This window comes from Bradyrhizobium arachidis (assembly GCF_015291705.1).
In the GTDB taxonomy this organism is placed as follows: domain Bacteria; phylum Pseudomonadota; class Alphaproteobacteria; order Rhizobiales; family Xanthobacteraceae; genus Bradyrhizobium; species Bradyrhizobium arachidis.
Window position 1 is genome coordinate 8417912 of the sequence record NZ_CP030050.1, and the last position, 23403, is coordinate 8441314.

General features: G+C 61.0%; 24 protein-coding genes. 15 read left to right on the forward strand and 9 right to left on the reverse strand.

What is annotated here, in order from left to right; all coding sequences use genetic code 11:
- The first annotated feature begins 187 nt into the window (after positions 1 to 187).
- Positions 188 to 466, forward strand: a complete 279-nt coding sequence (locus tag WN72_RS39705) for a hypothetical protein (protein ID WP_092220519.1) — start codon at positions 188 to 190, stop codon at positions 464 to 466.
- A gap of 25 nt (positions 467 to 491) precedes the next feature.
- On the opposite strand, the gene WN72_RS39710 is transcribed toward WN72_RS39705, so the two are convergent.
- Complete coding sequence (locus WN72_RS39710) at positions 492 to 680, reverse strand: DUF3606 domain-containing protein (RefSeq protein ID WP_092220517.1); 189 nt, start codon at positions 678 to 680, stop codon at positions 492 to 494.
- Positions 681 to 784: 104 nt separating this feature from the next.
- Between WN72_RS39710 and ligD (WN72_RS39715) the strand changes: the two genes are divergently transcribed.
- Both ligD (WN72_RS39715) and WN72_RS39720 read left to right on the forward strand, forming a co-directional pair.
- Positions 785 to 1705 (forward strand): non-homologous end-joining DNA ligase, encoded by a 921-nt coding sequence (ligD, locus tag WN72_RS39715; protein WP_092220515.1) that lies wholly within the window; start codon positions 785 to 787, stop codon positions 1703 to 1705.
- Between the two features lie 352 nt (positions 1706 to 2057).
- Complete coding sequence (locus WN72_RS39720; RefSeq protein ID WP_143130851.1) at positions 2058 to 2261, forward strand: hypothetical protein; 204 nt, start codon at positions 2058 to 2060, stop codon at positions 2259 to 2261.
- A 93-nt stretch (positions 2262 to 2354) separates the two neighbouring features.
- Here WN72_RS39720 and WN72_RS39725 read toward each other — a convergent pair whose 3' ends face one another.
- Positions 2355 to 2957, reverse strand: coding sequence for a cell envelope biogenesis protein TolA (locus WN72_RS39725; protein WP_092220513.1), 603 nt, complete (start codon positions 2955 to 2957; stop codon positions 2355 to 2357).
- Positions 2958 to 3097: 140 nt separating this feature from the next.
- Here WN72_RS39725 and ligD (WN72_RS39730) point away from each other — a divergent pair, with 140 nt between their 5' ends.
- Positions 3098 to 4045, forward strand: coding sequence for a non-homologous end-joining DNA ligase (gene ligD / locus WN72_RS39730; RefSeq protein ID WP_092220510.1), 948 nt, complete (start codon positions 3098 to 3100; stop codon positions 4043 to 4045).
- 27 nt (positions 4046 to 4072) lie between these two features.
- Here the strand turns inward: ligD (WN72_RS39730) and rnhB are convergent, their stop codons facing one another.
- From rnhB to ku, 4 genes are all read right to left on the reverse strand, one after another.
- Positions 4073 to 4897 (reverse strand): ribonuclease HII, encoded by an 825-nt coding sequence (rnhB, locus tag WN72_RS39735; RefSeq protein ID WP_092220508.1) that lies wholly within the window; start codon positions 4895 to 4897, stop codon positions 4073 to 4075.
- Between the two features lie 339 nt (positions 4898 to 5236).
- Positions 5237 to 5653 (reverse strand): hypothetical protein, encoded by a 417-nt coding sequence (locus tag WN72_RS39740; RefSeq protein WP_092220506.1) that lies wholly within the window; start codon positions 5651 to 5653, stop codon positions 5237 to 5239.
- 13 nt (positions 5654 to 5666) lie between these two features.
- A complete protein-coding gene (locus WN72_RS39745) occupies positions 5667 to 5867 on the reverse strand; it encodes a hypothetical protein (protein WP_092220504.1) in 201 nt (66 codons plus the stop codon).
- A 439-nt stretch (positions 5868 to 6306) separates the two neighbouring features.
- Positions 6307 to 7239 carry a non-homologous end joining protein Ku gene (ku, locus tag WN72_RS39750; RefSeq protein ID WP_092220502.1) on the reverse strand — a complete coding sequence of 311 codons (933 nt, stop codon included), beginning with the start codon at positions 7237 to 7239 and terminating at the stop codon, positions 6307 to 6309.
- 173 nt (positions 7240 to 7412) lie between these two features.
- Here ku and WN72_RS39755 point away from each other — a divergent pair, with 173 nt between their 5' ends.
- The 4 genes from WN72_RS39755 to WN72_RS39770 all read left to right on the forward strand — a co-directional run bounded on the left by WN72_RS39755 (position 7413) and on the right by WN72_RS39770 (position 10377).
- Positions 7413 to 7724 (forward strand): hypothetical protein, encoded by a 312-nt coding sequence (locus WN72_RS39755; protein WP_092220499.1) that lies wholly within the window; start codon positions 7413 to 7415, stop codon positions 7722 to 7724.
- 103 nt (positions 7725 to 7827) lie between these two features.
- Entirely contained in the window at positions 7828 to 8277 is a 450-nt protein-coding gene (locus WN72_RS39760; RefSeq protein ID WP_092220497.1) for a hypothetical protein, read from the forward strand.
- Between the two features lie 81 nt (positions 8278 to 8358).
- Positions 8359 to 9387, forward strand: a complete 1029-nt coding sequence (locus WN72_RS39765; protein ID WP_092217707.1) for an IS110 family RNA-guided transposase — start codon at positions 8359 to 8361, stop codon at positions 9385 to 9387.
- 264 nt (positions 9388 to 9651) lie between these two features.
- Positions 9652 to 10377: an SOS response-associated peptidase gene (locus WN72_RS39770; protein ID WP_092217696.1), complete on the forward strand. Its 726-nt coding sequence runs from the start codon at positions 9652 to 9654 to the stop codon at positions 10375 to 10377.
- Between the two features lie 65 nt (positions 10378 to 10442).
- Here WN72_RS39770 and WN72_RS39775 read toward each other — a convergent pair whose 3' ends face one another.
- The 3 genes from WN72_RS39775 to WN72_RS39785 form a co-directional block, all read right to left on the reverse strand.
- Positions 10443 to 11366: a tetratricopeptide repeat protein gene (locus tag WN72_RS39775; protein ID WP_244553841.1), complete on the reverse strand. Its 924-nt coding sequence runs from the start codon at positions 11364 to 11366 to the stop codon at positions 10443 to 10445.
- 48 nt (positions 11367 to 11414) lie between these two features.
- On the reverse strand, positions 11415 to 12455 hold the full coding sequence (locus WN72_RS39780; RefSeq protein WP_092217693.1) for a hypothetical protein: 1041 nt from the start codon (positions 12453 to 12455) through the stop codon (positions 11415 to 11417).
- A 107-nt stretch (positions 12456 to 12562) separates the two neighbouring features.
- The gene (locus WN72_RS39785) at positions 12563 to 13726 is read right to left on the reverse strand and encodes a hypothetical protein (protein ID WP_092217691.1); all 1164 of its coding nucleotides are present in this window, start codon (positions 13724 to 13726) and stop codon (positions 12563 to 12565) included.
- An 899-nt stretch (positions 13727 to 14625) separates the two neighbouring features.
- On the opposite strand from WN72_RS39785, the gene WN72_RS39790 reads away from it, so the two are divergent.
- From WN72_RS39790 to WN72_RS39820, 7 genes are all read left to right on the forward strand, one after another.
- Positions 14626 to 15735, forward strand: coding sequence for a hypothetical protein (locus WN72_RS39790; protein WP_143130692.1), 1110 nt, complete (start codon positions 14626 to 14628; stop codon positions 15733 to 15735).
- Between the two features lie 47 nt (positions 15736 to 15782).
- Entirely contained in the window at positions 15783 to 17753 is a 1971-nt protein-coding gene (locus WN72_RS39795; protein ID WP_092217687.1) for a hypothetical protein, read from the forward strand.
- A 228-nt stretch (positions 17754 to 17981) separates the two neighbouring features.
- On the forward strand, positions 17982 to 19910 hold the full coding sequence (gene qatA, locus WN72_RS39800) for a Qat anti-phage system ATPase QatA (RefSeq protein ID WP_092217685.1): 1929 nt from the start codon (positions 17982 to 17984) through the stop codon (positions 19908 to 19910).
- Entirely contained in the window at positions 19910 to 20794 is an 885-nt protein-coding gene (gene qatB / locus WN72_RS39805) for a Qat anti-phage system associated protein QatB (RefSeq protein WP_092217683.1), read from the forward strand. The genes qatA and qatB overlap by 1 nt, the downstream gene beginning before the upstream one ends.
- Positions 20791 to 22143 (forward strand): Qat anti-phage system QueC-like protein QatC, encoded by a 1353-nt coding sequence (gene qatC / locus WN72_RS39810; protein ID WP_092217681.1) that lies wholly within the window; start codon positions 20791 to 20793, stop codon positions 22141 to 22143. The genes qatB and qatC overlap by 4 nt, the downstream gene beginning before the upstream one ends.
- Before the next feature lie 7 nt (positions 22144 to 22150).
- Positions 22151 to 22897 carry a Qat anti-phage system TatD family nuclease QatD gene (gene qatD, locus WN72_RS39815; protein WP_092217680.1) on the forward strand — a complete coding sequence of 249 codons (747 nt, stop codon included), beginning with the start codon at positions 22151 to 22153 and terminating at the stop codon, positions 22895 to 22897.
- Positions 22898 to 23038: 141 nt separating this feature from the next.
- Positions 23039 to 23311 carry a hypothetical protein gene (locus tag WN72_RS39820; protein ID WP_143130691.1) on the forward strand — a complete coding sequence of 91 codons (273 nt, stop codon included), beginning with the start codon at positions 23039 to 23041 and terminating at the stop codon, positions 23309 to 23311.
- Positions 23312 to 23403: the final 92 nt, after the last annotated feature.

The window sequence follows — 23403 nt, forward strand, 5'->3', positions numbered from 1 at the left end:
CGGACGTCTGAAGTATTGGAAAAATGGTTTCTTCAGTTCGTTCTTGCCCACCCTAGCACCTCGCCAAGCTGAAAATTCAGCCTTCGAAAAACCACGAGATCCCACGATCCCGAATCCCAGTCGTGTGTTAGCGATGGGGAACGCCTGCGGCACAAAACGATTCGTCTCAGCGTGGGAGAACCTTTCAATGCTGATGACCAAGCATAGATGGCCGGCGATCCGCACCCTGCGCGGTTGGGCGATCAACGTGCTGAACGAAGCCGGCGCCATCCGCGAGTGCGAGGAGCACGGTTGGATGCAAGACCGCGCCGATCCGCATGCACGGGAGCGCGCCTTCAATATCGCCCGTCAGGACCCGCCAGCAGACGTCTCCCCTCAAGCAGCGGAGGCCGCGGTTCGCGACATGCTGGACTCGATTGGTGATACCTGCCCAGAATGCCGTCCTGACGAGGAGGACCGACGCTAAACATCGACGCCAGCCCGTCTCCGAGTCAGCGGCCTAGCCGTTTCTCCACGCGCTTGCGCGCGTTGCCGACCTTCTTGACAGCCTTTTTCACCGCCGGTGCCGACCTTCCGGTCTTCTTCACCTCGTACTGCACCTCGTAGTCCTGCCCGCCGGCCACCCGTGCCCGGTCCTGCTTTCGTCCGCGCGCCGTTTTGCTCTTCTTCGCTACCGCCATGGGTGCCTCCTGTTGTGACATCGAAGCAACGCGACAAGGATTCGCAGGTTCCGGAACGATTCGAACTGTGCCAATTTGAATCGGCTGTAGCGTGGAGTTCTTCAGTGGCGTTTCAGCGCAAAAAGCCGGCAGCCATCGGCGTCAAGGCGCCTCTCCCCGGCTTCATCGAACCGGGCCTGGCCACCTCCATCGAAAAGGTGCCGTCCGGAGAGCGCTGGATTCACGAGATCAAGTTCGACGGCTACCGAGTTCAGGTCCATCTGGCCAACGAGACGGCGAAGATCTTCACCCGGCGCGGCCACGATTGGACGCATCGCTTCAAGAAGGTCGCTCATGACGCCTGGCGGATCAAGGCGAACTCGGCAGTAGTGGATGGCGAGATCGTGGTACCGGCCGCCGACGGCACGACCGACTTCTCGGTGCTGCAGAACGAGCTCAAGGGCAAGTCGAAGAGCATCGTGCTCGTCGCGTTCGATCTGCTCTATCTGAACGGCCGAGATATCCGGAAGCTGCCGCTCTTTCAGCGCAAAGCCGAACTCAAGAAGATTCTAAGCGGCACCGACATCCAGTTCAGCGAAAGCTTCGAGATGGACGGCCGCGAGATGTTCGCGCACGCCTGCAAGCTCGGCCTCGAAGGCGTCGTCTCGAAGGTCCGGGGCAGCGCCTATCCAACGGGACGCACGAATGATTGGGTCAAAAAGACCTGCGTACAGCGTGAGACGTTGACCATTGCCGGCTTCGCACTCGATGGGACGAAGTGGGACGGCATCTACGTCGGCCGGCGCAAGGGCGACGATCTGGTCTACGCCGGCAAAGTCGACCATGGCTTCGACAAGGCCTCCGCCGCCGATCTGCAGAAACGGCTTAAACCCCTCGTCCGAAAGACCCAGCCTTATACGAAGCGCATCGGTCACAAGGGCATCTGGGTCGAACCCAAGCTTCTGGCCGAGATCGAGTATCGGGCGAAGTCGGCCGAGGGAAAGGTTCGCCACCCGTTTTTCAGGGGGCTTCGGGAGGATCTGTAATGGACGCCTTTGACCGCTTCTGGGAGTGGGCGGAAAAGCCGCTCGATAGTCCGCTAACGATCCCTGCGGAGCTCCATCGAGCGGTGATGGAGCTGTCTCCGGAGAACAGGCGGGACCGCGCGAAGGTCAATGAGTCCGCAGCGCGGGCGGCTTCCGACCGATAGTTACAAGCGATTGCCCAGTCTGAGCATGCCTGCTCGAGACGCGCCATTCAACATTGTCCAGCTCGAATTGGACAGTGTCCGAATTCGCGAAACGGAGTATGATCTGGTCATCACCGGAAAAGGCAGTGGCCGCGGGCACCGGTGGCTGAGGAGACCAATCGCGCTCCCGCCTGCAGCAGGAGCCACCAATGTCCCATGATCCTGAACGTGTCATCCTTGCCCGTCACCATGTTGCCAAAGGACGTCAGATCGTCGAAAGGCAGCAACGGATGGTCAGCAATGGCGGTGCAAACCCCGCAGAAGCTCTGAAGCTCCTGGCTCTCTTCGAAACAACGCAGAAGATCTTCGAGGATGATCTTAAACGCATCTTGCGGGAAGAGCGCAACGGCTAAGACTGGATACCTGGCAGTTTAGAATGGCGATTTCCGATCTCGGCGGCAAAGCAGGCGCATTTCCTGAGACTCGGGATGGTCACACTTCGAGAACTAACCTCGCGCTCGTCGTAACGCGGCTTCCAACCGGGCCTTCTCCTTTTCCCAACGTGCTTCCTCGTCCTGCGCGAGCTCCTCAAGAACCTTGAGCTGTTGTTGGATGTCAGCCGCCTTTTCTTCGTGCTTGCGACGGGCCGCGTCCAAGACACCTTGCGCCTTGTCGACGGCGAGCTGCCGTCGCTCGCGTTCCTTCTGCCGGGCGGCCTCTTCCTTGGCACGTTCGCGCTCCCGCCGCTGCTGCTCCTTCTCGAAAGCAAGTGCAGCCTTCCGGTCGGCCGCATCGTTGTGGGCCCGCTTGGAAGGCTTCCGTGGTTGACGGCGGCCTGTCTTCTTTGAGCTGCCGCTGGCAAGGTCGGTAGGTAACTCCGCATGCTCCCTGAATGGCCCGTTGGAGCCGACGGGTCTCTTCAGAACGACGCCCGGCGCATCCATAGTCGCCTCGATGACGTCCGGATCGTCGCTTTCCTTCGCCGCGCCCTGATGAAAGAGATTGCTGTCGGCGCCCCAGGCTTCGAGGGCCGCCTTCATGGAGGGAGCGGCAATCGCAAGATCGAAGAAGCCCAGCGAAGTCTGAAAGGTTTTCAGTTTTCTCGCCATCGGTCTGATCTGCCCTCCTTAATCGAGCGTCAACGTCGCATGCCACGGAGCCTGCGGAACACGACGCGGCCCCGAAGCGTTCCCTAATCCTTGAAGGACGTCCATGCATTTCGCAACGTGCTCTTAAGGATTGGCCTCGAATGAGCCGGACGTCGACCCTGCCCAAGCGCCTGCAGCCGACGCTCGCTACGCTCACCGACGCGCCGTTCGACGATCCCGGCTGGGTTTTCGAGGACAAATTCGATGGTTTCCGGATGATCGCGGAAATCCGGCGAGGCAAGGTTGCGCTCTACAGCCGTAACGGGAAGATCATCAGCCACTCCTATATCGAGGTCGCGAAGGCGCTAGAGGGCGTGAAGGCGGACGCCGTGATCGATGGCGAGCTCGTCGCGATCGGCAAAGACGGCGTCTCCCATTTCCAACTGCTCCAGAACGCCCTGCGCCATGAAGCCAAGCTCTTGTACTGCGCGTTCGACCTCATGTTCGCGGACGGTGAGGATCTGCGCGCGCTGCCGCTTCTCGAGCGCAAGAAGCGGCTAAAGAGCATCCTGCCGCGCCACAAGCTGATTGCGTTCAGCAAGCACCGCAAAGGCAAGGGATCCGAGTTCTTCGCAGAAGCTGAGCGAAGGCATCTCGAAGGCATCATGGCCAAGCGCGCCGACAGCCCCTACGCGTCCGGACGCCGGACCGCCGATTGGCTGAAGGTCAAGACCGCGCAGCGGCAGGAGGTCGTGATCGCCGGGTTCACGGCACCGAGGCGGACCCGGCCCTTCTTCGGCGCCCTAGTTCTGGCCGTACGAGAGGACGACGCATGGCGATACATCGGCCATGTCGGCACCGGTTTCAGCCACCAGGTTCTCGAACAGCTTCACGGCAAGCTCCTGAAGCTCAAGACGGCCAAGTCGCCCTTTCCCGCCAAGGTGAAGGATGAGCAGGTCACGACCTGGGTGCGTCCTGCGTTGGTCGCAGAAGTGAAGTTCGCGGAGTGGACCAGCAAGGGAGAGCTGCGCCAACCGGTCTATCTCGGGCTGCGGTCGGACAAAAACGCGAAGGACGTCGTACGCGAAAAGAAGTTGTCGCGAAAATAGCGCCGCCGAGACGAAGCGTAGACCTGTTCAGACGGCGTCGCGCTCGGATGCCGAAGGCCATGGCGGCAAGGGCGGCAACCCGAGAGCCTTACGCACCGGTCCGAACGACCGCCGGTGAGCCGCGCATGCGCCAAGTCTGGCGAGCGCCTCATAATGAGCCGGCACGGGGTAGCCCTTGTGATCCGCGAATCCGTAGCCTGGGTGACGCACGTCGAGCGTCCGCATGATTTTGTCGCGCTCGACTTTCGCGAGGATGGAGGCGGCGGCGATGCTGGCGGACTTGGCGTCACCCTTGATGATGGCCTGCTGAGGGATGTCAATTTCCTTCAACCGTTTCGCATCGATCAGCAAGTGCTGCGGTGGCAGTCCCAGCCCCCGGACCGCACGCTGCATAGCCTGGATGCCCGCCCAATAGATATTGATCGCGTCGATCTCCTCGACCTCGACGAACGCCACATACCAACTCTCCGCCTTTTCCTTGATTTCCTTCGCGAGTTCTTCGCGAGCCGCGGCGTCGAGTTTTTTCGAGTCGTCAATCCCGACTATTCGCGTGCCGAGTTTCAGGATCACGGCACCTGCGGAGACCGGCCCGGCGAGAGGGCTCATTCCGGCCTCATCCACCCCTGCCACGGCATGATGGCCTGTTTCCCACAGAGAGGTCTCGAAGCGGAGCATCTTGCGGAGGCGCTGCCCTTCGGACCTATTGTCGAATCGCCTCTTGTCGATTGAAGCCAGGATGGCACGCGCTCCGGCGCGGATGTCGGCCCGCAAGATCTGCTCGACGCTGGCCTCGAGCGGCCTTTTCTCGACGACGTAGCGCTGACGCAATACATCGAGTGAGTACTGGGACATTACGGCCTTCGTGAAGATTGACTGTTGGGGAGCATGTCAGTGAACTTTATGGCGATTGTCTGAACTAGCTATACCGCCTCACCGACCGCGCAACGGCCTCTCAAAAGGACCCCGGCCAGCTCTCTCGCGCGGGTTCGGCCTCCATTTGCTCGCTATATTGTCGCTCGCAGGCTCGGTAGAAGGACCCCGTGCTCAGTCGCCGTCCCGAGTAGATCGGGGCCGGCATGGCCGCAAACAAGGTAACGGCGGTACGCTTGGGGCTGGGGAGGCAAATCGACAGTCCGGGACTATCAAACCGCTGCTCCCATATGGCGGATCTTTCTTCCCTCAGTCGCTACCTCAAGAGGCGTTTGCTCTTGCCCGTTCGCGCGCCTCGCGTCGACGTTCACGTCTTTCGCGCCGTCGCTTGGCACGATCGGTGGGCTGCCGCAGCGGAGGAACAGGCGCCGGCGAGGTCGCACTCGTCTCCACAACTGGAGGCGCCTCGGCCCTTTCCAAGGCCGTTGGCCGCGCTTCCATCAATTCGAGCAACGCCCGTCCTTTGGACGTGATCTTCCATCCTCCGCTTATCCGTTCGACCAGTCCTTGTGAGAAGATGTCGAGGTCGGGCACTCTGGCCGCGAGGCGCCTGGTCCGGTCCGCCCAGTCGCGGCCACTCGTTGCCAGGATGGCCATATCCCTCTTGAGGTCCTCCATCACGGCAAAGCCGTCCGGATAAGCTACCAAAATCTTCAGGACGGTGACTTGAAAGTTCACGTCCGCTCCGCGATCAGCGCCACATCGTCGGCGCGTGCGAGAGGGCGTCGCGACCAATCTGTTTGAGACCTTCGGGAGAAATCTCGCCTCTCGTCGCAGCCTCTAGGATTTTCGACGCGACGTGGGTACGTGCCCCGATCTCGCGGTGCGAGACGCTTTCACAGACTTCATCCAAAACCGCGCGCAAAAGCGCGGTGGTTGCCGTGTCGAACATAAGCTGCCCCCTTAAGGGAAAATCTAATTCTACCGCGGTTTCGCCCGGTTGGGGATTCAAGCATGTTAAACTTTGCGGACGGTGCACTGCACCCATAGCTGCGTCTCGCCCCCAATGGATCGCCTCTCTGGCCGAAGCCCCCAAAACCGAACTGATTAGGCTGAAAGACTACGCTGCCCAAACACTCTCCCCAGCAAATCACGCAACTTGATAAACTTCCGCAGTGGCGCGGCCTGCAGCGCGCAAAGTGTCCCTTCTCATTGCAAATCGCGAGGTTGACGGCTCTATGCGCCGTTGGTTCGGCCTCGCGGCTGTCGCCTTTCTGCCGGTCAGCGCGATAGTCTCACGCGACCTCGTCGAGATGGGATTTACCATCCGCCAGAGCCTGCGCGGATGGCGAAGGAGTGACCGTCTGGCGTGACCGGTGCTTCACCATAGCCTAGGCCGACTTTCGCTGCGGCTTTGCGGCGGGCTTTTTCGCCGCGCTCTCCTTCGCCGTTTTTTTCCCGGTGATTGGCATCAGCATTTCCTTCTGCCCGGCCGCCGCCTTGCGCGGCTTCTTGGCTGTCTTCTTCGGCGCCTCTGTCGGGCCCGTCGCGTCTCGTCCGATGCTCTTGCGCAGCGCGTCCATCAGGTCCACGACGTTCTCACCTCGAGGACGCGCTTTCGCTGTGATGGGCTTGCCGGCGCGCTTCTGATTAATGAGATCGATGAGGGCGGTTTCGTACTGGTCTTCGAACTTGTCCGGCTCGAAATGGCCCGCCTTCTGATTGACGATGTGCTTGGCGAGATCAAGCATGTCCTTGGTGACTTTGACGTCCTGGATATCGTCGAAATATTCATCCGCGGAACGGACTTCGTAGGGATAGCGCAGCAGCGTCCCCATCAGCCCCTTGTCGAGAGGCTCGAGCGCGATGATGTGCTCGCGATTGGTCAGCACCACACGGCCGATTGCGACCTTGTTCATCTCGCGGATGGTTTCCCGAATGACGGCAAAGGCATCGTGCCCGACTTTGCCATCGGGACGCAGGTAGTAGGGGCGTATGAGATATCGCGGATCGATCTCGCTGCGGTCGACGAACTCGTCGATCTCGATGGTGCGCGTCGATTCCAGCGCGACGTTCTCAAGCTCCTCCTTGGTCACCTCGATGAAGGTATCGGTATCAACCTTGTAGCCCTTGACGATGTCCTCGTTGTCGACCTCCTCGCCGGTGTCGGCGTCGACCTTGGCGTACTTGATCCGATGGCCAGTCTTCCGGTTCAGCTGGTTGAACGAGACCTTTTCGGATTCCGAGGTGGCCGGATAGAGCGCGACCGGACAGGTGACGAGGGAAAGACGAAGGAAGCCTTTCCAGTTGGCGCGGGGGGCCATCGCGGGGGAACTCCATTACTGATGCCGGATTCAAGACGAACGAAGCGCCTTGGTTCCGACACCGCGACCGATCCAACAGGCCGATTTTTCTCACCTAGGCCCTTGGACGGACTCGACTTTTGTTCACTTTATGTTCTAATCGAGAAATGACCGACCGACCTGCGAGCTGGCGCATGCCGACCCCGAAGCAGATGGAAAAGCTGGCCGCTGAAGCCGTCCGTAGGCCGAGCCCCTCCCCTGCGGCTCCGGATGCGCCGCTTCCAGCCGGATACTGGGACTCCGTCCTCAAAGACCCTCGCGCCGGCACGACCGAGGCCCAGATACGGCAGCGACGTCTCTCCGAAATTCAGCGCCACGTGCTCCGCATCTCCTGCCGCCGTTGCCAACGGACCGTGGAAATCCAGACGGCCGATGCTGTCCGATTGTATGGCGCCAACGCGCTCTGGAAGGACGTTGCGCAGCGGCTGCTCGACAACACCTGCTAGCAGCGCACCGGCAGGCATGAAGAAGACGGATGCTGGCCAGCGTTCGAGACGCCGTAGTCGCTCTGGATTTGCCGATCCGATCTCTTTGCGCCTGGATGTCCGGATGGCCCCGAAGTATCACCCTACGCCCCTGTCGGGCGGCGATCGCAAGGCTCTGGCAAAAGAGCTCGGCAAGGCACGGGCGATGGCTAACATCCTGGCCACCCAATCGGCGGAGATGCGGGCCAAAGGCGAGGCGATGATCCAGCAAGCCGACAGACTGCTTTGCGAAAGCTGGAACGAGCGGATGTGGAGTGACGGTGAACCGATCGATCCGTCGCCGACCATCGATCAAGCCGTGAACGGAGGCTTCCCCTGGCTGGAGATCAGGTGCGCGCGCTGCAAGACGCCGAGCGACGTGGATCTCGCGGCGATGAAGCACCCGCCGACCACCTTCGTGCACGATCTCGCCAGCCGGCTGCGCTGCCTCAAATGCGCCAAGGCGGGCCGGCGTCCTTCCGCGACTCTGCTACAACTGGCTTGGCAGCCGCGCCACCCTCGAACCGAATCCTGACCGATGTGCTGGTGTGGACGGCCTCTCATCCCCACGGTTCTATGGCGCTCTCGGCGTCACAGCTAGATGAGAGGAAGTCTGATGAACATTCCCGTTCGTATCGGCATGGATACTTCTAAGTCGGTTTTCCAGCTTCACGGTGTTGACGAGAACGAGGTGGTGGTTGTCCGCCGCCAGTTTCGGCGAGCCGAGATGATCCGCTACTTCGAGCGGCTTCCGCCGGTTCTCGTCGCCATCGAGTCCTGCGGCAGCTCGCACCATTGGGCGCGACTGCTGCAGTCATTCGGTCACGAGGTGAAGCTAATCCCACCTCAATATGTGAAGGCTTACGTGAAGCGCGGCAAGAACGACGCGGCTGACGCCGAGGCCTTGTGCGAGGCGGTCACCCGGCCGAGTATGCGGTTTGTACCGGTGAAATCGAAGGAACGGCAAGCGGCCTGCATGTTGATGACCGTGAGGGAACGCCTAGTCAGCGTGAAGTCGCAGCTCTCCAATGCTTTCAGGAGCTATGCAGCTGAGTTTGGCATCGTCGGCCCCGCCGGTCGGCAGAACGTCACCGCACTTATCAAGCGGGTGCTCGAGGATGACAGCCTGCCGGAAATGGCGCGGGATCTCTTCCGCCTCCAGGCGGAGGAATATGCCGCAGTCGAAGCTCGCCTGGCAAAGATCGAGGCCAAGCTGATGAAGTGGCATCGCGAAGATGACGTCAGCAGGCGTATCGCGACGATTCCCGGCGTCGGTCCGATTGGGTCGTCCATGCTAAGCATGAAGGCGCCGCCGCCGGAGACGTTCAGGTCAGGCCGTGACTTTGCGGCTTGGCTTGGACTGACGCCCAAGGATCATTCAACTGGCGGCCGGCAAAGACATGGCGGTATCACAAAGGCCGGAGATTCAGTGCTCCGATCGACGTTGATTGTCGGAGCGACCGCGCTGCTAAGGCACATTCGAAAGGGCCGTCATAAGCCGACACCCTGGCTTGCATCGCTACTGGAGCGAAAGCCGCCGAAATTGGTGGCGGTGGCCTTGGCTAACAAGTTCGCCCGTATCGCCTGGCGATTGATGATATCGGGCGGAGTATACAACCGACCGGTAGCCGCCATGCCCGTCTGATCTGAAATCGGCACCGCGAGCGAGGTTGCTCGGCGGATAGCCCACGAACTTGCAGGACGCAGTAGATGGAAGGACCGATCGGTCGATACGCGCGAGCTTCCGTAGATTACACTGGCATCATCAAGGTCGCCTATGTGCTTGGAGCGTGCGTAGCGAACACCATCTTGGCCAGCGGACTTTGTCCGCGCAAACAGGCCGGACATCTGATAGCAAGCGATCAGGTCAAAAGTCTGCTACCATCCTGACAAGTGGGGGGCCGTCCACATCTGCAATCTTTATTCGATCACGACAAACCAAGCCGCGATCAGCGCGCTGTTCCGTGTCGTGAACCGATACGTCGGCAATCTGGCGCCGATGCCCGGGGTGTTTCCCGACTACAAGGCGCCGATCGTGCGCAACGGAGCCGACGGCCGCGAGCTCGCTATGGCGCGATGGGGGATGCCATCGTCATCAAAGGCGCTGATGGACGCCACGAAGAAGCGAGCCGAGAAACTGCAGGCCAAAGGCAAGACAGTCGATTTCAAGGAATTGCTCAGAATGGAGCCGGACGGCGGAACGACCAACGTCCGCAACGTGAAAAGCAAGCACTGGATGAGATGGCTGGGAACTGAAAACCGCTGTGTGGTGCCGTTCAACTCGTTCAGCGAGTTCAACAAGGCCGAGGGCGGCGACATCTGGTTCGCGCTCGATGAGACCCGTCCCCTCGCCTGCTTCGCCGGTATTTGGACCAACTGGACGTCCGTTCGGAAGGTCAAGGAAGGTGAGACGACCAACGACCTCTTCGCGTTCCTCACAACAGAGGCGAACGCTGAGGTCGGTGCCATCCACCCGAAGGCAATGCCGGTGATCCTGACGACGCCGGACGAGGTAGAGGCCTGGATGACGGCTTCTCCAGACGAGGCCCTGAAGCTGCAGCGGCCGCTTCCGGACAGGAGCCTCCGAGTCGTCGCCCGCGGCGTCAAGGAAGACTCGATCCGGCCGCCAACATAATCACGCCGTGTGGCCGAGCCCGACTGCGATTACCCACACTGAACTGGATCTAAGGCGGGCTGTTGCTAAACGACCTTGCGCAAAGCGTCGGCCCTGCGTTTCACGCCGACCTTGGGATCGAGTGATAGCGCTTCGTCGTAGCAGGCCAGTGCCTCCCTGAGGTCGGCGAGCGCCTCGAGGCAGGTGCCGCGCGATCGCAGCAGCCGCGCCCGAGTGCGATTATCGTCGACGCGAAGTTTGCCGAGCGCGATGTCGATCGCGGGCAACACCTGGCTGGCAAGTTCGGGGCTCGGCTTGCCATCCATCTCCGCGATCAGGGTCTCGATGACGAAGATGTTGCCTTGCGTGAGACCGAATGCCAGCCACTTCGTCCGGTCAACGAACGCGCCCTCGAAGTCGTAATCGAACGCGCCACCGTCGTGGTAGAGAAGGCGGATACGCCGGGTCTCGGGAAAGAACGCATAGTCCTTGGCCCATCCCGATTCCGGCTGGAAGCCGCCAATCTCCCGACCAGCTTCAAGATCGAACACGGTGAGCCGGTTGCCATCAGTGCCCGGTGCGTTGGCGGTCTGGCAGGCCGCGAAGCGACCGTCGGCCGAGATGCCGTTGTTGAAGAGGTTGGCCATGAAATGGCGTGACACCAATGTGTTCCCATCGGCGCCGAACGCATGGAAGGTCCCGCTAAGTGTCTCCAACCCGCCCCAGTCATTTAGAATGAAGACGCCGGCATCGGTCACCACCCCATCATTGGGGCGCGGCATCCGGCCCTCGACAATCACCCGTTTGCCATCGAGCAGGAGATAACGCCCGAAACGCGATTGATCGGGACCGCCATCGGCCCAGGCGAGCGTGAACCGCCCGTTCGGCGAGCGCGCACGCAGACCGATGAAATCATGCGAGGCGATATGGATCGTATTGCCGAAGTCGAAATCCTCTTCGTCCGCATCGCCACGCGGCGCATCCTTAGATCCGGTCAGCCAGTTCCACATGCCCATGCCTTAAGATAGTAGGGCGAGCCCTGCCCCGCGGGGAAGCCCTCAGGCTGTCTGCGGCTCGGCCGAGACGAGGTGCCGGATCACGTTCGACAGGAAGAAATAAAGACTGACCAGGCCTTGGCGCGCTTCGGCCACAGTGACCTCGGCATGGACCCCCTTGGAGGCTAGGTCGTTGAGCCGACGGAAGAAGACGTCCAGATGGTCGAGCTCGGCCATCAGCAGATCCCGCGCGCTGGAATTGCGCAGCTTGACCCGCATGAATTCCTGCAGCCGGTTGAGGTATTGCTGATCGCCGAGCTTGCGCTGTTGCCCATCCGCACAAGTGACCGGCTCCTCGCTCGTGACCGGCCAGAATAGATCGGCTGCCCCCTTCATCGCGCGGCGCACCTCGGTCAGCACCAGCGCACAATCCTCGCCATCCTTCGAGGCGGCCAGTTGGCTCGCCTTGATCAACTTCTGCACGACGTCGTCGGACCGGCCCTTGAAGTAATTGTGCACTTCCCCCTGTACGCTGTGCAGGAAGTTGTCCTGTTGCCGTCCTGCTTCGAGCTGGCGTTCGATCTCCAGCGCGTAGTTGAGGCAGCGGGTCTTGAGACGGGCCTTGATCGTATGCAGCCCGGCAAGCCGCGTGCGCACGATCCCTTTCTGCTCCATGGCGCTGGCCGTGAACTCCGCCATGTCGTACTGCGACAGGCCGGGTGGTGGAACGAGGTCGGCCAGCGTGTCCTGCCAACGCTTGATCTCGGACTCGATCTCGCCCGCCGCGGCCATCAGGACGTTGGCGCGGTCGCCCTCAGCCTTGCTTGTATCTGGATCGACGCCCTCGATCGTGTGCAACTCGAGAAAACGCTCCAGCGACCGCTCGAAGATGAATTTCTTGGCCTCATCGTTGAGGTGCTGCGTCTCCGTGAAGAGCGCCCGCGCGATCTCGTTCTTGCTGGGGTAAAGCTCGCGAAGGAAAATGGAGGCGAACAAGGAATCCTTGCTTGCGCGCGCGACGCGCAGGCAAGCCATGACCGCGTTTTCAACGCGGTCATTCTCGATGTGGTCGTGGATGCGTTCGAGCGCGGCAGAAAAATCCATGGCATCACGAAGACAGGGGACGAATCTTCACATCATCGCATGGATCAGGCTTCGCCGCGACAAGTTAGAGCCCTGTCGGGCGTCAACCGGTCGCGGGTTCGTGCCGGCTATTCCTCGTCTCCGTGACGCACGGCGGCAATGTCATAAAGCTCGGCCAACCACGCCGCGATGGCAGCGTCGCGTTCGTCCTGTGATCCCGTCGGCAACTCCACCGCGACCTGCCGTTCATCGACCTGGATCGGCTGGCTGATCTGATGCCGGCCGATGCCGAGGCGTTTTCCGCGCAAGCCGACGCCGCCCATGATCACGCGCAGCCGCGTGCCGTTGCCGTAGCTATTGGACAGTCCCACGAAATTCTCCAGCACGCGACCAAAGATGTTCTGCACATTTGTGGTCGGGATCAGATCGTCGCCCTGGTGATGGACGAACATCTCCGTGGTCACGGCCCAGAACTCGCCGGTTGGAAAAACTTGCGTGAAGGCGCGGGGCTCGGTCGCCGTGCCGTGTGGCTCGTAGATGATCGCGCCATACGCGTTGCGGTCGCCGACGCCCATATAGAGATTGCGCAGGAGCAGATCGACGCGCCGGTTCAGGACATCATCGTAAAGCCGGGGGAGTTTGAGGTCTGCCGCGCGTGCCCGTACCGGCATCAGGCGCAGATAGAGTGCGTGCCGCTGGCTGAACCGGTAATCGATCGCATCCGGCGCCGGCGCATGGTTCTCTGCGAGGATCTCGCCCGGCTGGAAGAACACGGCCTTGGTGAGGCTCGTGGGCGTCGGGACATGCTCCGGCGCCGCGGCCGCGGCCATGGCGAGATAGGGGCGGAGCGCCGCGACGAACTGGGCCTTCAGCTTGTCGCGCTCCGCCTTGATCTCCGCCTTCGAGGCACCGGGCGCGAGCGTATAGTTCAACGGCCAGGATTTTTGCCGCAGATCGAACGGCAACGCGTCACCATCGCCGTAATAAAGGTTCTGCACCATCAGCACGCGCCGCGCACCGAGCGCGCGGTTCGCATGCCCGTATTCGATCGCGACGTTGGAATTGATGAGCTTCTTGCCGTCGGGTGTTTCGCCGACAAGGGTCACGTCGGCCAGGAACACCTCGGCCTGCTCGCTCTTCTCGAAGATTGTTGCCGCAAGATCCGGGCTTCCCGGCACGCCCTGCCGGTCTGAGTCCATCGCAAGGCGCGACGCGGCATCGCGCTCGACGGGCTCCAGCAGTTCCTGGTCGGTCCTTAGCGCTTGAAAAGCTTCGCGCAACGCGTCGCGCACGAAGAAGCGGCCGATCTCCCTTGGGATGCCCGACTGCCACGATCAGAAAATTATCACGCAACACCACTCCTTCGATTCTGCGAACCGGATCGCACATTAAGTACGTTTCCTGCGATTGGCTTCAAGGCGCGTCCGCTGGCGCGTGTCGGGGTTCTCGTGCACCGGGCCGCGAAGCCGCGTCCCGGCCCAAGAGGGCCTCGATCCTAATGCGGCATTTCACCGCGCTTGCCGTACGCGCTTGCGAAGGGGCGCTACCTCTCGCGACGCCAGTATTCACGCCCGTGGTCTGCCGCAAACGCCCCGTCGTTGATCCGGAGGTCGCCAAAGCGGAAACTCCAGCGGCTATTTCCTCGGTAGCCTCGGCCACGGACGACGGCAGGCGCAAGTGCTCCGCGCCAAGTTCAAGGTTCACTATCAGGGCTTGCCACACCTCCTCGAAATCTCGCTGCGGAAGCAGCACCTCAAACTCGCCGCCGTCAGCCCAATCCCCGCCAACGGCTCCGCCGCCGCCGCGCTCGGACCAGTATGATCACGTCCGAAGGGTTCGCTAAGCAAACCTTTGCGCCAGCCAAATCACCAAAATATTCAATATTTCGGCTAGTTAGGGGCGCAACTCCAACCCGACGCAGCAAGACTTGGGTCCGGTCGCTCTTCCGTTCGATTGTTTCCTCCCTAGATGTAGCAGGTCTCGGGAATCAGGCAGGCATCGATCGAGGGTGGCGTTCGTCGGCCACCCGTGACGGGGGTGCGCGGCACCCTAAGCAACGCTCTTGTGCGGGTTACCGCCTAGCTTATAAGTTGTAGGAGCGGCGGCCACAGCTTGCTGGCGGAGCCAATTCTCGTGGTCCAACCAAGTCGAAATCCAACACTTCGACGCCTTCCTGCAAGTTCGTTCCGCCATGATCCACGTCTCACGCGTAGACCTAACCGAGCGGGGCATCCTGCTGCCGCATGATCGTGTGGGCATGGTGATCGCCCAACCTCATCTGACGTTGACGCAACAGGAACCCTACAGGACCGTCGCCGCCCGCAAACCCGAACTCCTGGCCAACCTGACCGCGACGCTGAACGTCTCGCGGGCCGCCCCGCATCACGCCGAGAAAACACATTTCACGATCTTCCCGGAATACAGCATCCCAGGCATCGATGGCGTCGACCTGATCGACGCCGCGCTCGCGGACCAGCAGTGGCCTACCGGAACGATCGTCATCGGCGGGGTAGATGCGCTCTTGAAGGCCGATTTCGCAAGCCTGGCCGGTCGCGCGGATAGCCACCTCGACACCGCGCATAACGCGCTAGACCAAATCGGCGACGGCGAATGGATCAACTGCGCGGTCATCTGGACGAAGGCCCAAGATGGAACGGTCGAGCGCTGGCTGCAGCCAAAGCTTTGGCCAGCCTGGCAAGAGCAGACTATCTCCTATCAAAGTATGTACCGCGGCAAATCAATCTTTTCCTTCAAGGGAAGTTTGTCCAATGGCCAGAAGTACCGCTTTTCATCGCTGATCTGCTTCGACTGGATCGCCACGATCGGCGCCAAGCGGTCGTGGCGATGGGCGCTCGATGATCTCGGCCTGCAAGCTGGCGAGGGCGAGCTGTCGCTTTCATGGATGTTCGTGATTCAATGCAACACGGCGCCGTCGCACCCAACGTTCATGGGAGAAGTAGCGTCTTTCTTCGACGGAACGATCGTTCCGAATGTCCGGCGAGACCGCACATGCCTCGTGTTCGCCAATAGCGCAGGCAAGCCCGTCCCCGGCCGATCCGCAGACTACGGCGGCACCAGCGTGGTCTTCACACAACAAACGCTGTTTAAGGAATTGGCTTCGCGGCCGACGGTCGCGAAGGGCGGTCAACAGTTCCGGGGCAGCCAGCTGTTGAACCCTTTCCGCGACACGTATTTCCGCGAGAGGGGCGCGTGCATTCACTCGTTCGTCCAGATCAACCCCGACACCGTGGTTGCCGGTGCAGCACACCGCTCGTTCGCGGTCGATCGACCGTTCGTTTAGCCGCCCAGATCCGGCAAGCACAATCTGCGCTCGACAATCTCAAATGGGTGCGCGATCAGCGCCCGGGCTACGCGAGCGCGCTCAACTCGCTCAATGCACAAACCGGACGGCTCAATCAGGCGACGATTGCAATCGCCGCTGACCGCAACCGGTCGGCAACCGCCTCAACCGAACTGCAGCAAAAATCCAATCAGCTCGCGACGTCCGTTGAATGGCAGGCTGCGGCGAGAAAACGTTTCGTCGATCTGGAAGCACTTCGTGCCGCTTTGGGGCCGTGGAAGGCGAGCACCGACCGTCTCGCCGAAATCAGGCGGCAGGAAGCGACCCTGAACGAGACTTTGCGGGGGCTGCGCGCAGCAGAGCCAGCGCTTCAAGCGCAATTGGATTCGAACGCCCCGCAGCAGGCAGCGCTCGAACGGGTGATCGCTGATGCCGATCGCAGCCAGTCCGAGCTTCGGCAATTACTTTCCCAGCTGCAAAAACATATCGCGGACGGCAACTGCCCTCTGTGCGGCTTCGATCACGGAAGCCAAGATGAGCTGGTCCGTCACATCCAGGATCAGATGACGCTCGATAGCGCGGGGACGGCACGCACCGAACTTGCCGAGCTGCGGCAGCGTATCCGGGAAATCACCCGCAAGCTGGCAGGAAATCGTGAGGCCCAAAAGTCCGCTCAAGCGCAATTGACGCAACTCGCGAACGATCGCATCACGCGTGATCGCGAGATCAATGCCTGGACGAACACTGCAGATGGCCTCGGCTTGAATGCATCTGCAGGTTTGACTGAGCTAACCCGACAGATCGCGGCCAATTCCACCGAAGCACGCAAGGATATCGAAGACAGCAATGCTGCCGTGAAGGCGGCCGCGGATGCCGCCGACGCGGCGAAGGCCGCCCTCGACGCACTCACCAAGTCAGTCGCCCAGCAAGAGTCGGCGAGGACCACGGTGAATACTGAACTGGAGCGAATACGCAGAGGGCTGACGACATTGCGTAGCGACCCGCGCTTGAGCGGCGTGACGCTGGATTCGAGCGATGATGAGTTGAATGAGGCGGAGCAAGATCGCTCGGGACTGCTCGACGAGCTTCGCCAATCTCACGATACCGCAACAAAGGAGCAGACCAGGCTACAGGGACTGCTCGATGCGGAGGCACGCATCATCGCGGAACTCACAGGCCAGCTCCCAATCCTTCGCACGCGCGCCAACGAGAACGAACAAGCACGCAAGGCCATCGTAGCGCGGCTTGCCGACGCCGATTTGCCGGAAGATTCCGACGAACAGGAATTGATGGGAAAACTGGGTGAAGAGACGCAGGCGCTTGCCCGCCTGCGCGCGCTACATCAACGTGTTGCAAGTGCCGAAATCGGCCTTGATGCAGCAACGACCGCCGCCGCGCTCGCCCGACTTGAAGCAACCATTGCGGCGAAAGAAAAACTCGTCGCCGAGAAGAAAGCATCGCGGGACACGCGCAAGCCCTGGCGGGAATACTTCGCAGCGATTGAGAAGATTCTGTCCGAAGAACAGGCCGCGGCCATCGCCAACTTCACGCGCCAATACGGCCCGCGGACGTCGGTCATTCAGCGACGGCTTCGATCGGTCTACGGCTTCGACGACGTCGAGATCATACACCGCAAGTCCGAGATTTCGGTCACGGTCAAGCGGCATGGTGTGGAGCTGCGGCCCGTCGACTATTTCAGCGAGTCTCAAAAGCAAACATTGCAGCTCGGTCTCTTCCTGACGGCCTGCAGCGGACAAAACTGGTCGGCGCTGGCGCCGGTCTTTCTCGATGATCCCGTCACGCATTTCGACGATCTCAACATCTATGCGCTGCTGGACCTGATCATGGGTCTGCTGAAGTCGGACTTCGGCACCCGCCAATTCATCGTCTCGACGTGTGACGAGAAATTCTTCCAGCTCGCACGCCAGAAATTCAACTATCTGCAGGACGGCGTCCGCTTCTACCGTTTCCGCGCCATCGGCGAAGACGGTCCGCTCATCGAGCGGATCGGTCCCTGAGTCGCAGAAAAATCGGACCGGACAGCCTCGCGGGAGTCAGATCGTATCGCCACCCAGACCACCAATTAATGCTATTATACCAATTACTTATGGCTCACTTCCTCGCCATGTAGCATCTTCTCGTTGCGTCGGCTTTGGCTTTCAGCCTCCATGAGAAGGCGCCGCCTCTTCATTCGACAGAAGAGCGGGACTCCATATTTCCCTTTGACCATTTTTTCAGGGCCAAGGATGATCCTTCCCGACAATGAGACGCGGATAGACCTGCTCAACAACGAGGCCATCGCGGCGACGATCATCGCGTTGCTGCAGGCGCAACGCGCACATCCCGTAACCGTTGGGGTTCATGGCGACTGGGGCGCGGGTAAATCCAGCATCCTCGAGATGATCGAGGCCGGGCTCGGCGGCAGCGGCGATGTGTTGTGTCTCAAGTTCAACAGCTGGCGCTTCCAGGGCTTCGAGGATGCCAAGATCGCGTTGATCGAAGGCGTCGTCACAGGCCTTCTCGAAAAACGTCCTGTGCTCACGCGCGCCACGGAAGGGGTCAAGGACCTGTTCGCGCGGATCGATTGGCTGAAAGTAGCCAAGCATGCCGGCGGCCTTGCGTTCACTGCCTTTACCGGCATGCCGACACCCGATCAGATCTCGGCCATCACCAACGGTCTTCAGCACATCCTCGCCGATCCCGCCAAACTGGCAACGAAGGAAAACATTTCCGCGGCTATCGAGGGCGTGAAATCCGTCATCAAGCCCGCAGAAGCGAAGAATGTCCCCGAGGAGATCGCCGAGTTCCGTAAAGCGTTCGACAAACTGCTGAAGGATGCCGGGATCAAGCAGCTCGTCGTCCTCGTCGACGATCTCGATCGCTGCCTGCCCGATACCGCGATCGAGACGCTCGAAGCCATCCGCTTGTTCGTCTTCACTTCCGGAACCGCCTTCGTCGTCGCGGCCGACGAAGCGATGATCGAGTATTCGGTCCGTAAGCATTTCCCCGAATTGCCGGAAACCACTGGGCCTCGCGATTACGCGCGCAACTATCTCGAGAAGCTGATCCAGATTCCCTTTCGTATCCCGGCGCTCGGCGAGACCGAGACCCGCATCTACGTGACGCTGCTCCTGATCGGCGCGGAACTGGGCGAAGCCGATGAACAATACGCAAAGCTGATCGCGGTAGCGCGCGAGCGGTTAAAACGCCCCTGGGAAAGCGCGCCGCTCGATTTTGCCGCCATCAAGGCCGCGCTCGGCGACGTAAAGCCTGCCGTCCAGAACGCGGTCACGCTAAGTGACCAGATCGGACCTATCCTCGCCAGCGGTGCCAAGGGCAATCCGCGCCAGATCAAACGCTTTCTCAACACCCTGCTGCTACGGCAGCAAACCGCCACCGCCCGTGGCTACGGCAATGACGTCAAGCTGCCGGTGCTTGCCCGATTGATGCTCGCGGAGCGCTTCATCCCGCGCCTTTTCGATCAGATCGCATTCGCCGCCGCCGCTCACCCGAAAGGCTATTGCGACGACCTCGTCGCGCTGGAGGCAGCGACCGGCGAGAAAGCTACGGCCGATACGAAGGTAGGCAAGGCCAAGGAAAGCGGCGATGTGGCAGAAAGCGCCCTCGTCACCGAATGGCTCGCGTCACCGCAGATCAAGGCTTGGTCGCAGGTTCCTCCTCCGTTGGCCAACGTCGATCTGCGTCCCTATCTGTTCGTGACCAAGGACCGGAAGGATTATTTCGGCGCGGCGTCAGCGCTCGGCCATCTCGCTGGCGTGGTCGAAAAGCTGCTCGGACCGAAACTGGCCGTCCAGAGCCTCGATGCCGACCTGAAGCTTCTGAAAGAGCCGGAAGCGGCCCAAGTCTTCGAGGCGCTGCGCAGCCGGATCATGGGCGAGGACTCGTTCATGACCGCCCCGCTCGGGATCGATGGGCTCAGCGTCCTTGTCAAGACCCATCCCGTGCTTCAGACAAACCTGCTCGACTTCCTCGGCGCGCTTCCCGTCGAGCGGTGCGGCGCCTGGCCCGTGTCGGGATGGCAAGGTGTGGTGACCGATCAGGCAGCGGCCACGCGGCTCACCAATCTCATCGAAGAGTGGGCGACCAGCGGGAAGAAATCGCCCTTGGCTAATGCAGCTATCGCAGCGCGCAAGATGAAGAGCCGGAGCGCCTGATGGGGACTTCCGGTTCCTATGGCGGCGCAGGCAACGGCTCGCCCCTCGTGCCGAGCTGGCTGAACGATCCGGCGGCAGCAACTGCACCGGTCATACCCGCGCCAGCTCCCGCTGCCGCGCCGGGGGCCGCACCGGGAGCACTGCCCGCGCTGCCGCTGACCGTACCGAACGTACCACCGCAGCAGGCGCCGATGCCATCACGTTTCACGGCACCACGCACCAATTTTTCCAGATTTGCGCGCTCGGGTGGGACCGATCGCGCGGCTCTCGGTCGCGCCGTTTCAGGTTACGTGTCGACTGCAGCCGGGGGCGCGCGCCAAGCCGCCCGTCGCATGGGGTCATCGCGACAAGCTGGCGCGCGTCTCTACTCATTCCTCGCCGACGCACAAGCGCGCGGTCCGGTCGAGGCGTTACGCGCCTTGAATCTTCAGGCACTCGCGGGCCGCCCCATCGAAGATGTCTTCCTCGGGCTCGCCGAATATATCTGTCCACCCGGCGGCTCCGTCGATGAAGGAATCGCGCGTGACGCTTTCATCGACACGATCGCCGATCTCGCGGACCAAGGCATCACCGATTTTAACGCCTTGACACCGGATCAGATGCAGACTGTTTTTGAGATGTTCGCCGCCCATGCCATCGAGGCGCGCATCTGCAACGACATCGGCAACAACAGCATCAAACTGCCGACAGACACCGCCGCCGTCGAACGGGTTCAGGCGCAATTGTATGATTTCGTGCAACGCGCCGTGAGCGATGCATTGGGTGCGGCCCGCCCGACGGCTAGCGCTCTGACACCGCAGCAAGCCCTCCAACACGTCGATGCCGTCTATGAAGCTGCCTACGACTTCCTGCAAACACTTGGCGATGCGGAGAGCGAACGATGACCCGGCATCTCATCCAAGGGCATTTTGGTCCGGGAGATCGGGCAAATCTGGCGGCCGCCGAGCTGGGTGAGAAACCGACACGTTTCGATCTCGTGGCCTACGACAAAGTCCTCGATTTCGGGATTGGCGCGGCGCTCACGGATCTGAAGGCAAAGCATGTCTTCCCGAGCGAGGTCGCACTGGATCTCGCAGTCCTCGCCGCGCAGATTCATGCTGCGGATACGCGCATCTCCCGCGCAACTGAATCTCAGGATGCTTGGACGCGCGAAATCCGCGTCGTCGTCCCCGTAAGCGACGTCACGCGCTGGAATGCCGCCGTCCCGGTCCTGCAACGCATGCTGAGTTTCCTCACAGGCGATCGCTGGACGATTCAATTTCGGCCGCGCCCGTCGAGCTTCGCGCAAATCGTCCCGCAAGCCGACCTAATCGTGCCGCCGTTCACGGGTGTGAGCCTCTTCTCAGGCGGACTGGACAGCTTGATCGGGGCCATAGATCAACTCGAGGCCAAGCGCATCCCGCTGCTCGTCAGTCATGCAGGCGAGCCTGCTGTCAGCAAGGCGCAAGATGACTGCTTCGATCGCCTGAAGAAGCAATACAAGTCGCTTCCTTTCGAGCGGCTCCGTACCTGGATGGCGTTCCCGAAACAGCTCGTTCGAAACGTCGGGTCCGAGGACAGCACGCGCGGCCGATCCTTTCTTTTCTTCGCGCTCGGTGTCTTCGCCGGTACCGGCTTGCGCACCAATTTCGTGATGCATGCGCCCGAGAACGGGCTCATCGCTCTCAATGTTCCACTCGACACCCTCCGTCTTGGCGCCTTGAGCACCCGAACGACCCACCCGTTCTACATCGCTCGCTGGAATGAGCTGCTCGGCATCTTGGGCATTCAAGGACGGATCGAGAACCCATATTGGAACAAGACCAAGGGTGAGATGGTCCGCGGTTGTAGTAATCCAAAGCTATTGGAAGAGCTCGTACCCGAGACGCTGTCATGCGCGTCACCGACGAAGGGACGATGGCAGGGATACCCGACCCAGCATTGCGGCTATTGCCTGCCATGCCTGATACGGCGGGCATCGGTCGCATCCATCAAGGACAAGACGACCTACACCGTCCCCGACCTTCGGGCGCAGGAGTGGGATCCCCTGACGGCGGCTGGCGAGCAAATTCGCTCCTTCCAATATGCTTTTGACCGGTTGACCGCGCGCCCCGGCGTCGAAAAATTCCTCATTCACAAACCGGGTCCATTGAACGACAATCCCGCGGCACTCCGCGAACTGGCCGCGGTCTACAAACGCGGCCTTGAAGAAGTCGGGTCGCTGTTGGCCGGCGTTCGAACTCGTCCCTCTTGAGGACCTCGTGATTTCCAATCTCGTCGACTTCCACTGCCATCTCGATCTCTATCGCAATCACGCTGCCGCTGTCGCCGAGAGTGAACGCCTGAAGATATTCACGCTTGCGGTGACGACCACGCCACGTGCGTGGCCACGTAATCAAGAACTTGCCGCCCCGACCAAGTACGTCCGTGCAGCGCTCGGTCTCCACCCCCAATTGGTGAAAGAACGCGCGCATGAACTTCCCATCTGGCGGGAATACCTGGCACGAGCCCGTTACGTCGGCGAAGTCGGCCTCGACGCGGGACCAGCCTTCTATGCTTCATTCGAAAGTCAGAGAAAGGTTTTTGAAACCGTCCTCCGCGATTGCGCCGACCAAGGCGGGAAGATTCTGACGATCCACAGCGTAAGGGCCGCAAAAGTAGTCATCGACATGATCGAAGCGTTGCTTCCTCCAACACGTGGAGTACCGGTCCTCCACTGGTTTACGGGAAGCAAATCCGACGCAGCCCGCGCGGCCAAGCTAGGGATGTACTTCTCGATCAACCGCGAAATGCTGCGCAACGAGCGACACCGATCGACGGTGATGTCGCTGCCTCTAGATCGGCTCCTAACCGAGACGGACGGTCCGTTTGCCAAAATAGACGGCCGCGATGCCCGTTCAGGCGACGTAGCCATGACCGTCGAAGAACTCGCGCGCTTACGTTCAATGCCAACCGCGGAACTCACCGGTGTGATCGCGGCCAACCTTAAGCGCCTGACTACCACCTAGCAGCCTTGCCGTATGCCAGCCACTAGCTGGAGCCATGTAGCGATCAGATCCAGTATCCTGCGGCGTTTTCTACCTTGTCTATCTCGTTCTTAGGACGACGACCTTTCTGCCACGGAATTCAGCCGAGCAGCTGCAAGGCGCATGGATCGTGAAGAAGCCGAACTCCAAACAGCATTTGATGCGTTAGATCCGGCGAAGGTTCATTTTGCGATACTCGGAGATGAGCGGGCCGATGTTTGTCTTTTGACACGCGGAGCTGAACACCGACGCTTTCTGCTTGAGTTATTTGGTGCCCAGGAAAAGAACAAGCGCTTCCTATTCAGACGTGCGAAGTACGCACATAAGTGCGTAGGCTACGAGCTTGCCAACAGCGCTTTCGGCGTCCGTCTCGCGCCAAGCGCAACCGAGGTATAGTGGCGTCCCATCCGCTTCGCGCGTCACGTTAGGTATCAACTAAGACAGAGAGAGCTAGGTGATGGGACCACAGAATTTGTGTGGCGGAGTTC

Excerpts from the sequence above, each read along its gene's own strand:
- WN72_RS39820 (WP_143130691.1), top strand. The coding sequence starts at position 23,039 with ATGGATCGTGAAGAAGCCGAACTCCAAACAGCATTTGATGCGTTAGAT.
- WN72_RS39790 (WP_143130692.1), top strand. The coding sequence starts at position 14,626 with ATGATCCACGTCTCACGCGTAGACCTAACCGAGCGGGGCATCCTGCTG.
- WN72_RS39725 (WP_092220513.1), bottom strand. The coding sequence starts at position 2,957 with ATGGCGAGAAAACTGAAAACCTTTCAGACTTCGCTGGGCTTCTTCGAT.
- WN72_RS39720 (WP_143130851.1), top strand. The coding sequence starts at position 2,058 with ATGTCCCATGATCCTGAACGTGTCATCCTTGCCCGTCACCATGTTGCC.
- ligD (WP_092220510.1), top strand. The coding sequence starts at position 3,098 with ATGAGCCGGACGTCGACCCTGCCCAAGCGCCTGCAGCCGACGCTCGCT.
- WN72_RS39710 (WP_092220517.1), bottom strand. The coding sequence starts at position 680 with ATGGCGGTAGCGAAGAAGAGCAAAACGGCGCGCGGACGAAAGCAGGAC.
- WN72_RS39775 (WP_244553841.1), bottom strand. The coding sequence starts at position 11,366 with ATGTGGAACTGGCTGACCGGATCTAAGGATGCGCCGCGTGGCGATGCG.
- WN72_RS39745 (WP_092220504.1), bottom strand. The coding sequence starts at position 5,867 with ATGTTCGACACGGCAACCACCGCGCTTTTGCGCGCGGTTTTGGATGAA.
- rnhB (WP_092220508.1), bottom strand. The coding sequence starts at position 4,897 with ATGTCCCAGTACTCACTCGATGTATTGCGTCAGCGCTACGTCGTCGAG.
- qatC (WP_092217681.1), top strand. The coding sequence starts at position 20,791 with ATGACCCGGCATCTCATCCAAGGGCATTTTGGTCCGGGAGATCGGGCA.
- WN72_RS39780 (WP_092217693.1), bottom strand. The coding sequence starts at position 12,455 with ATGGATTTTTCTGCCGCGCTCGAACGCATCCACGACCACATCGAGAAT.
- WN72_RS39755 (WP_092220499.1), top strand. The coding sequence starts at position 7,413 with ATGCCGACCCCGAAGCAGATGGAAAAGCTGGCCGCTGAAGCCGTCCGT.
- WN72_RS39705 (WP_092220519.1), top strand. The coding sequence starts at position 188 with ATGCTGATGACCAAGCATAGATGGCCGGCGATCCGCACCCTGCGCGGT.
- ku (WP_092220502.1), bottom strand. The coding sequence starts at position 7,239 with ATGGCCCCCCGCGCCAACTGGAAAGGCTTCCTTCGTCTTTCCCTCGTC.
- WN72_RS39765 (WP_092217707.1), top strand. The coding sequence starts at position 8,359 with ATGAACATTCCCGTTCGTATCGGCATGGATACTTCTAAGTCGGTTTTC.
- qatA (WP_092217685.1), top strand. The coding sequence starts at position 17,982 with ATGATCCTTCCCGACAATGAGACGCGGATAGACCTGCTCAACAACGAG.
- WN72_RS39760 (WP_092220497.1), top strand. The coding sequence starts at position 7,828 with ATGGCCCCGAAGTATCACCCTACGCCCCTGTCGGGCGGCGATCGCAAG.
- qatB (WP_092217683.1), top strand. The coding sequence starts at position 19,910 with ATGGGGACTTCCGGTTCCTATGGCGGCGCAGGCAACGGCTCGCCCCTC.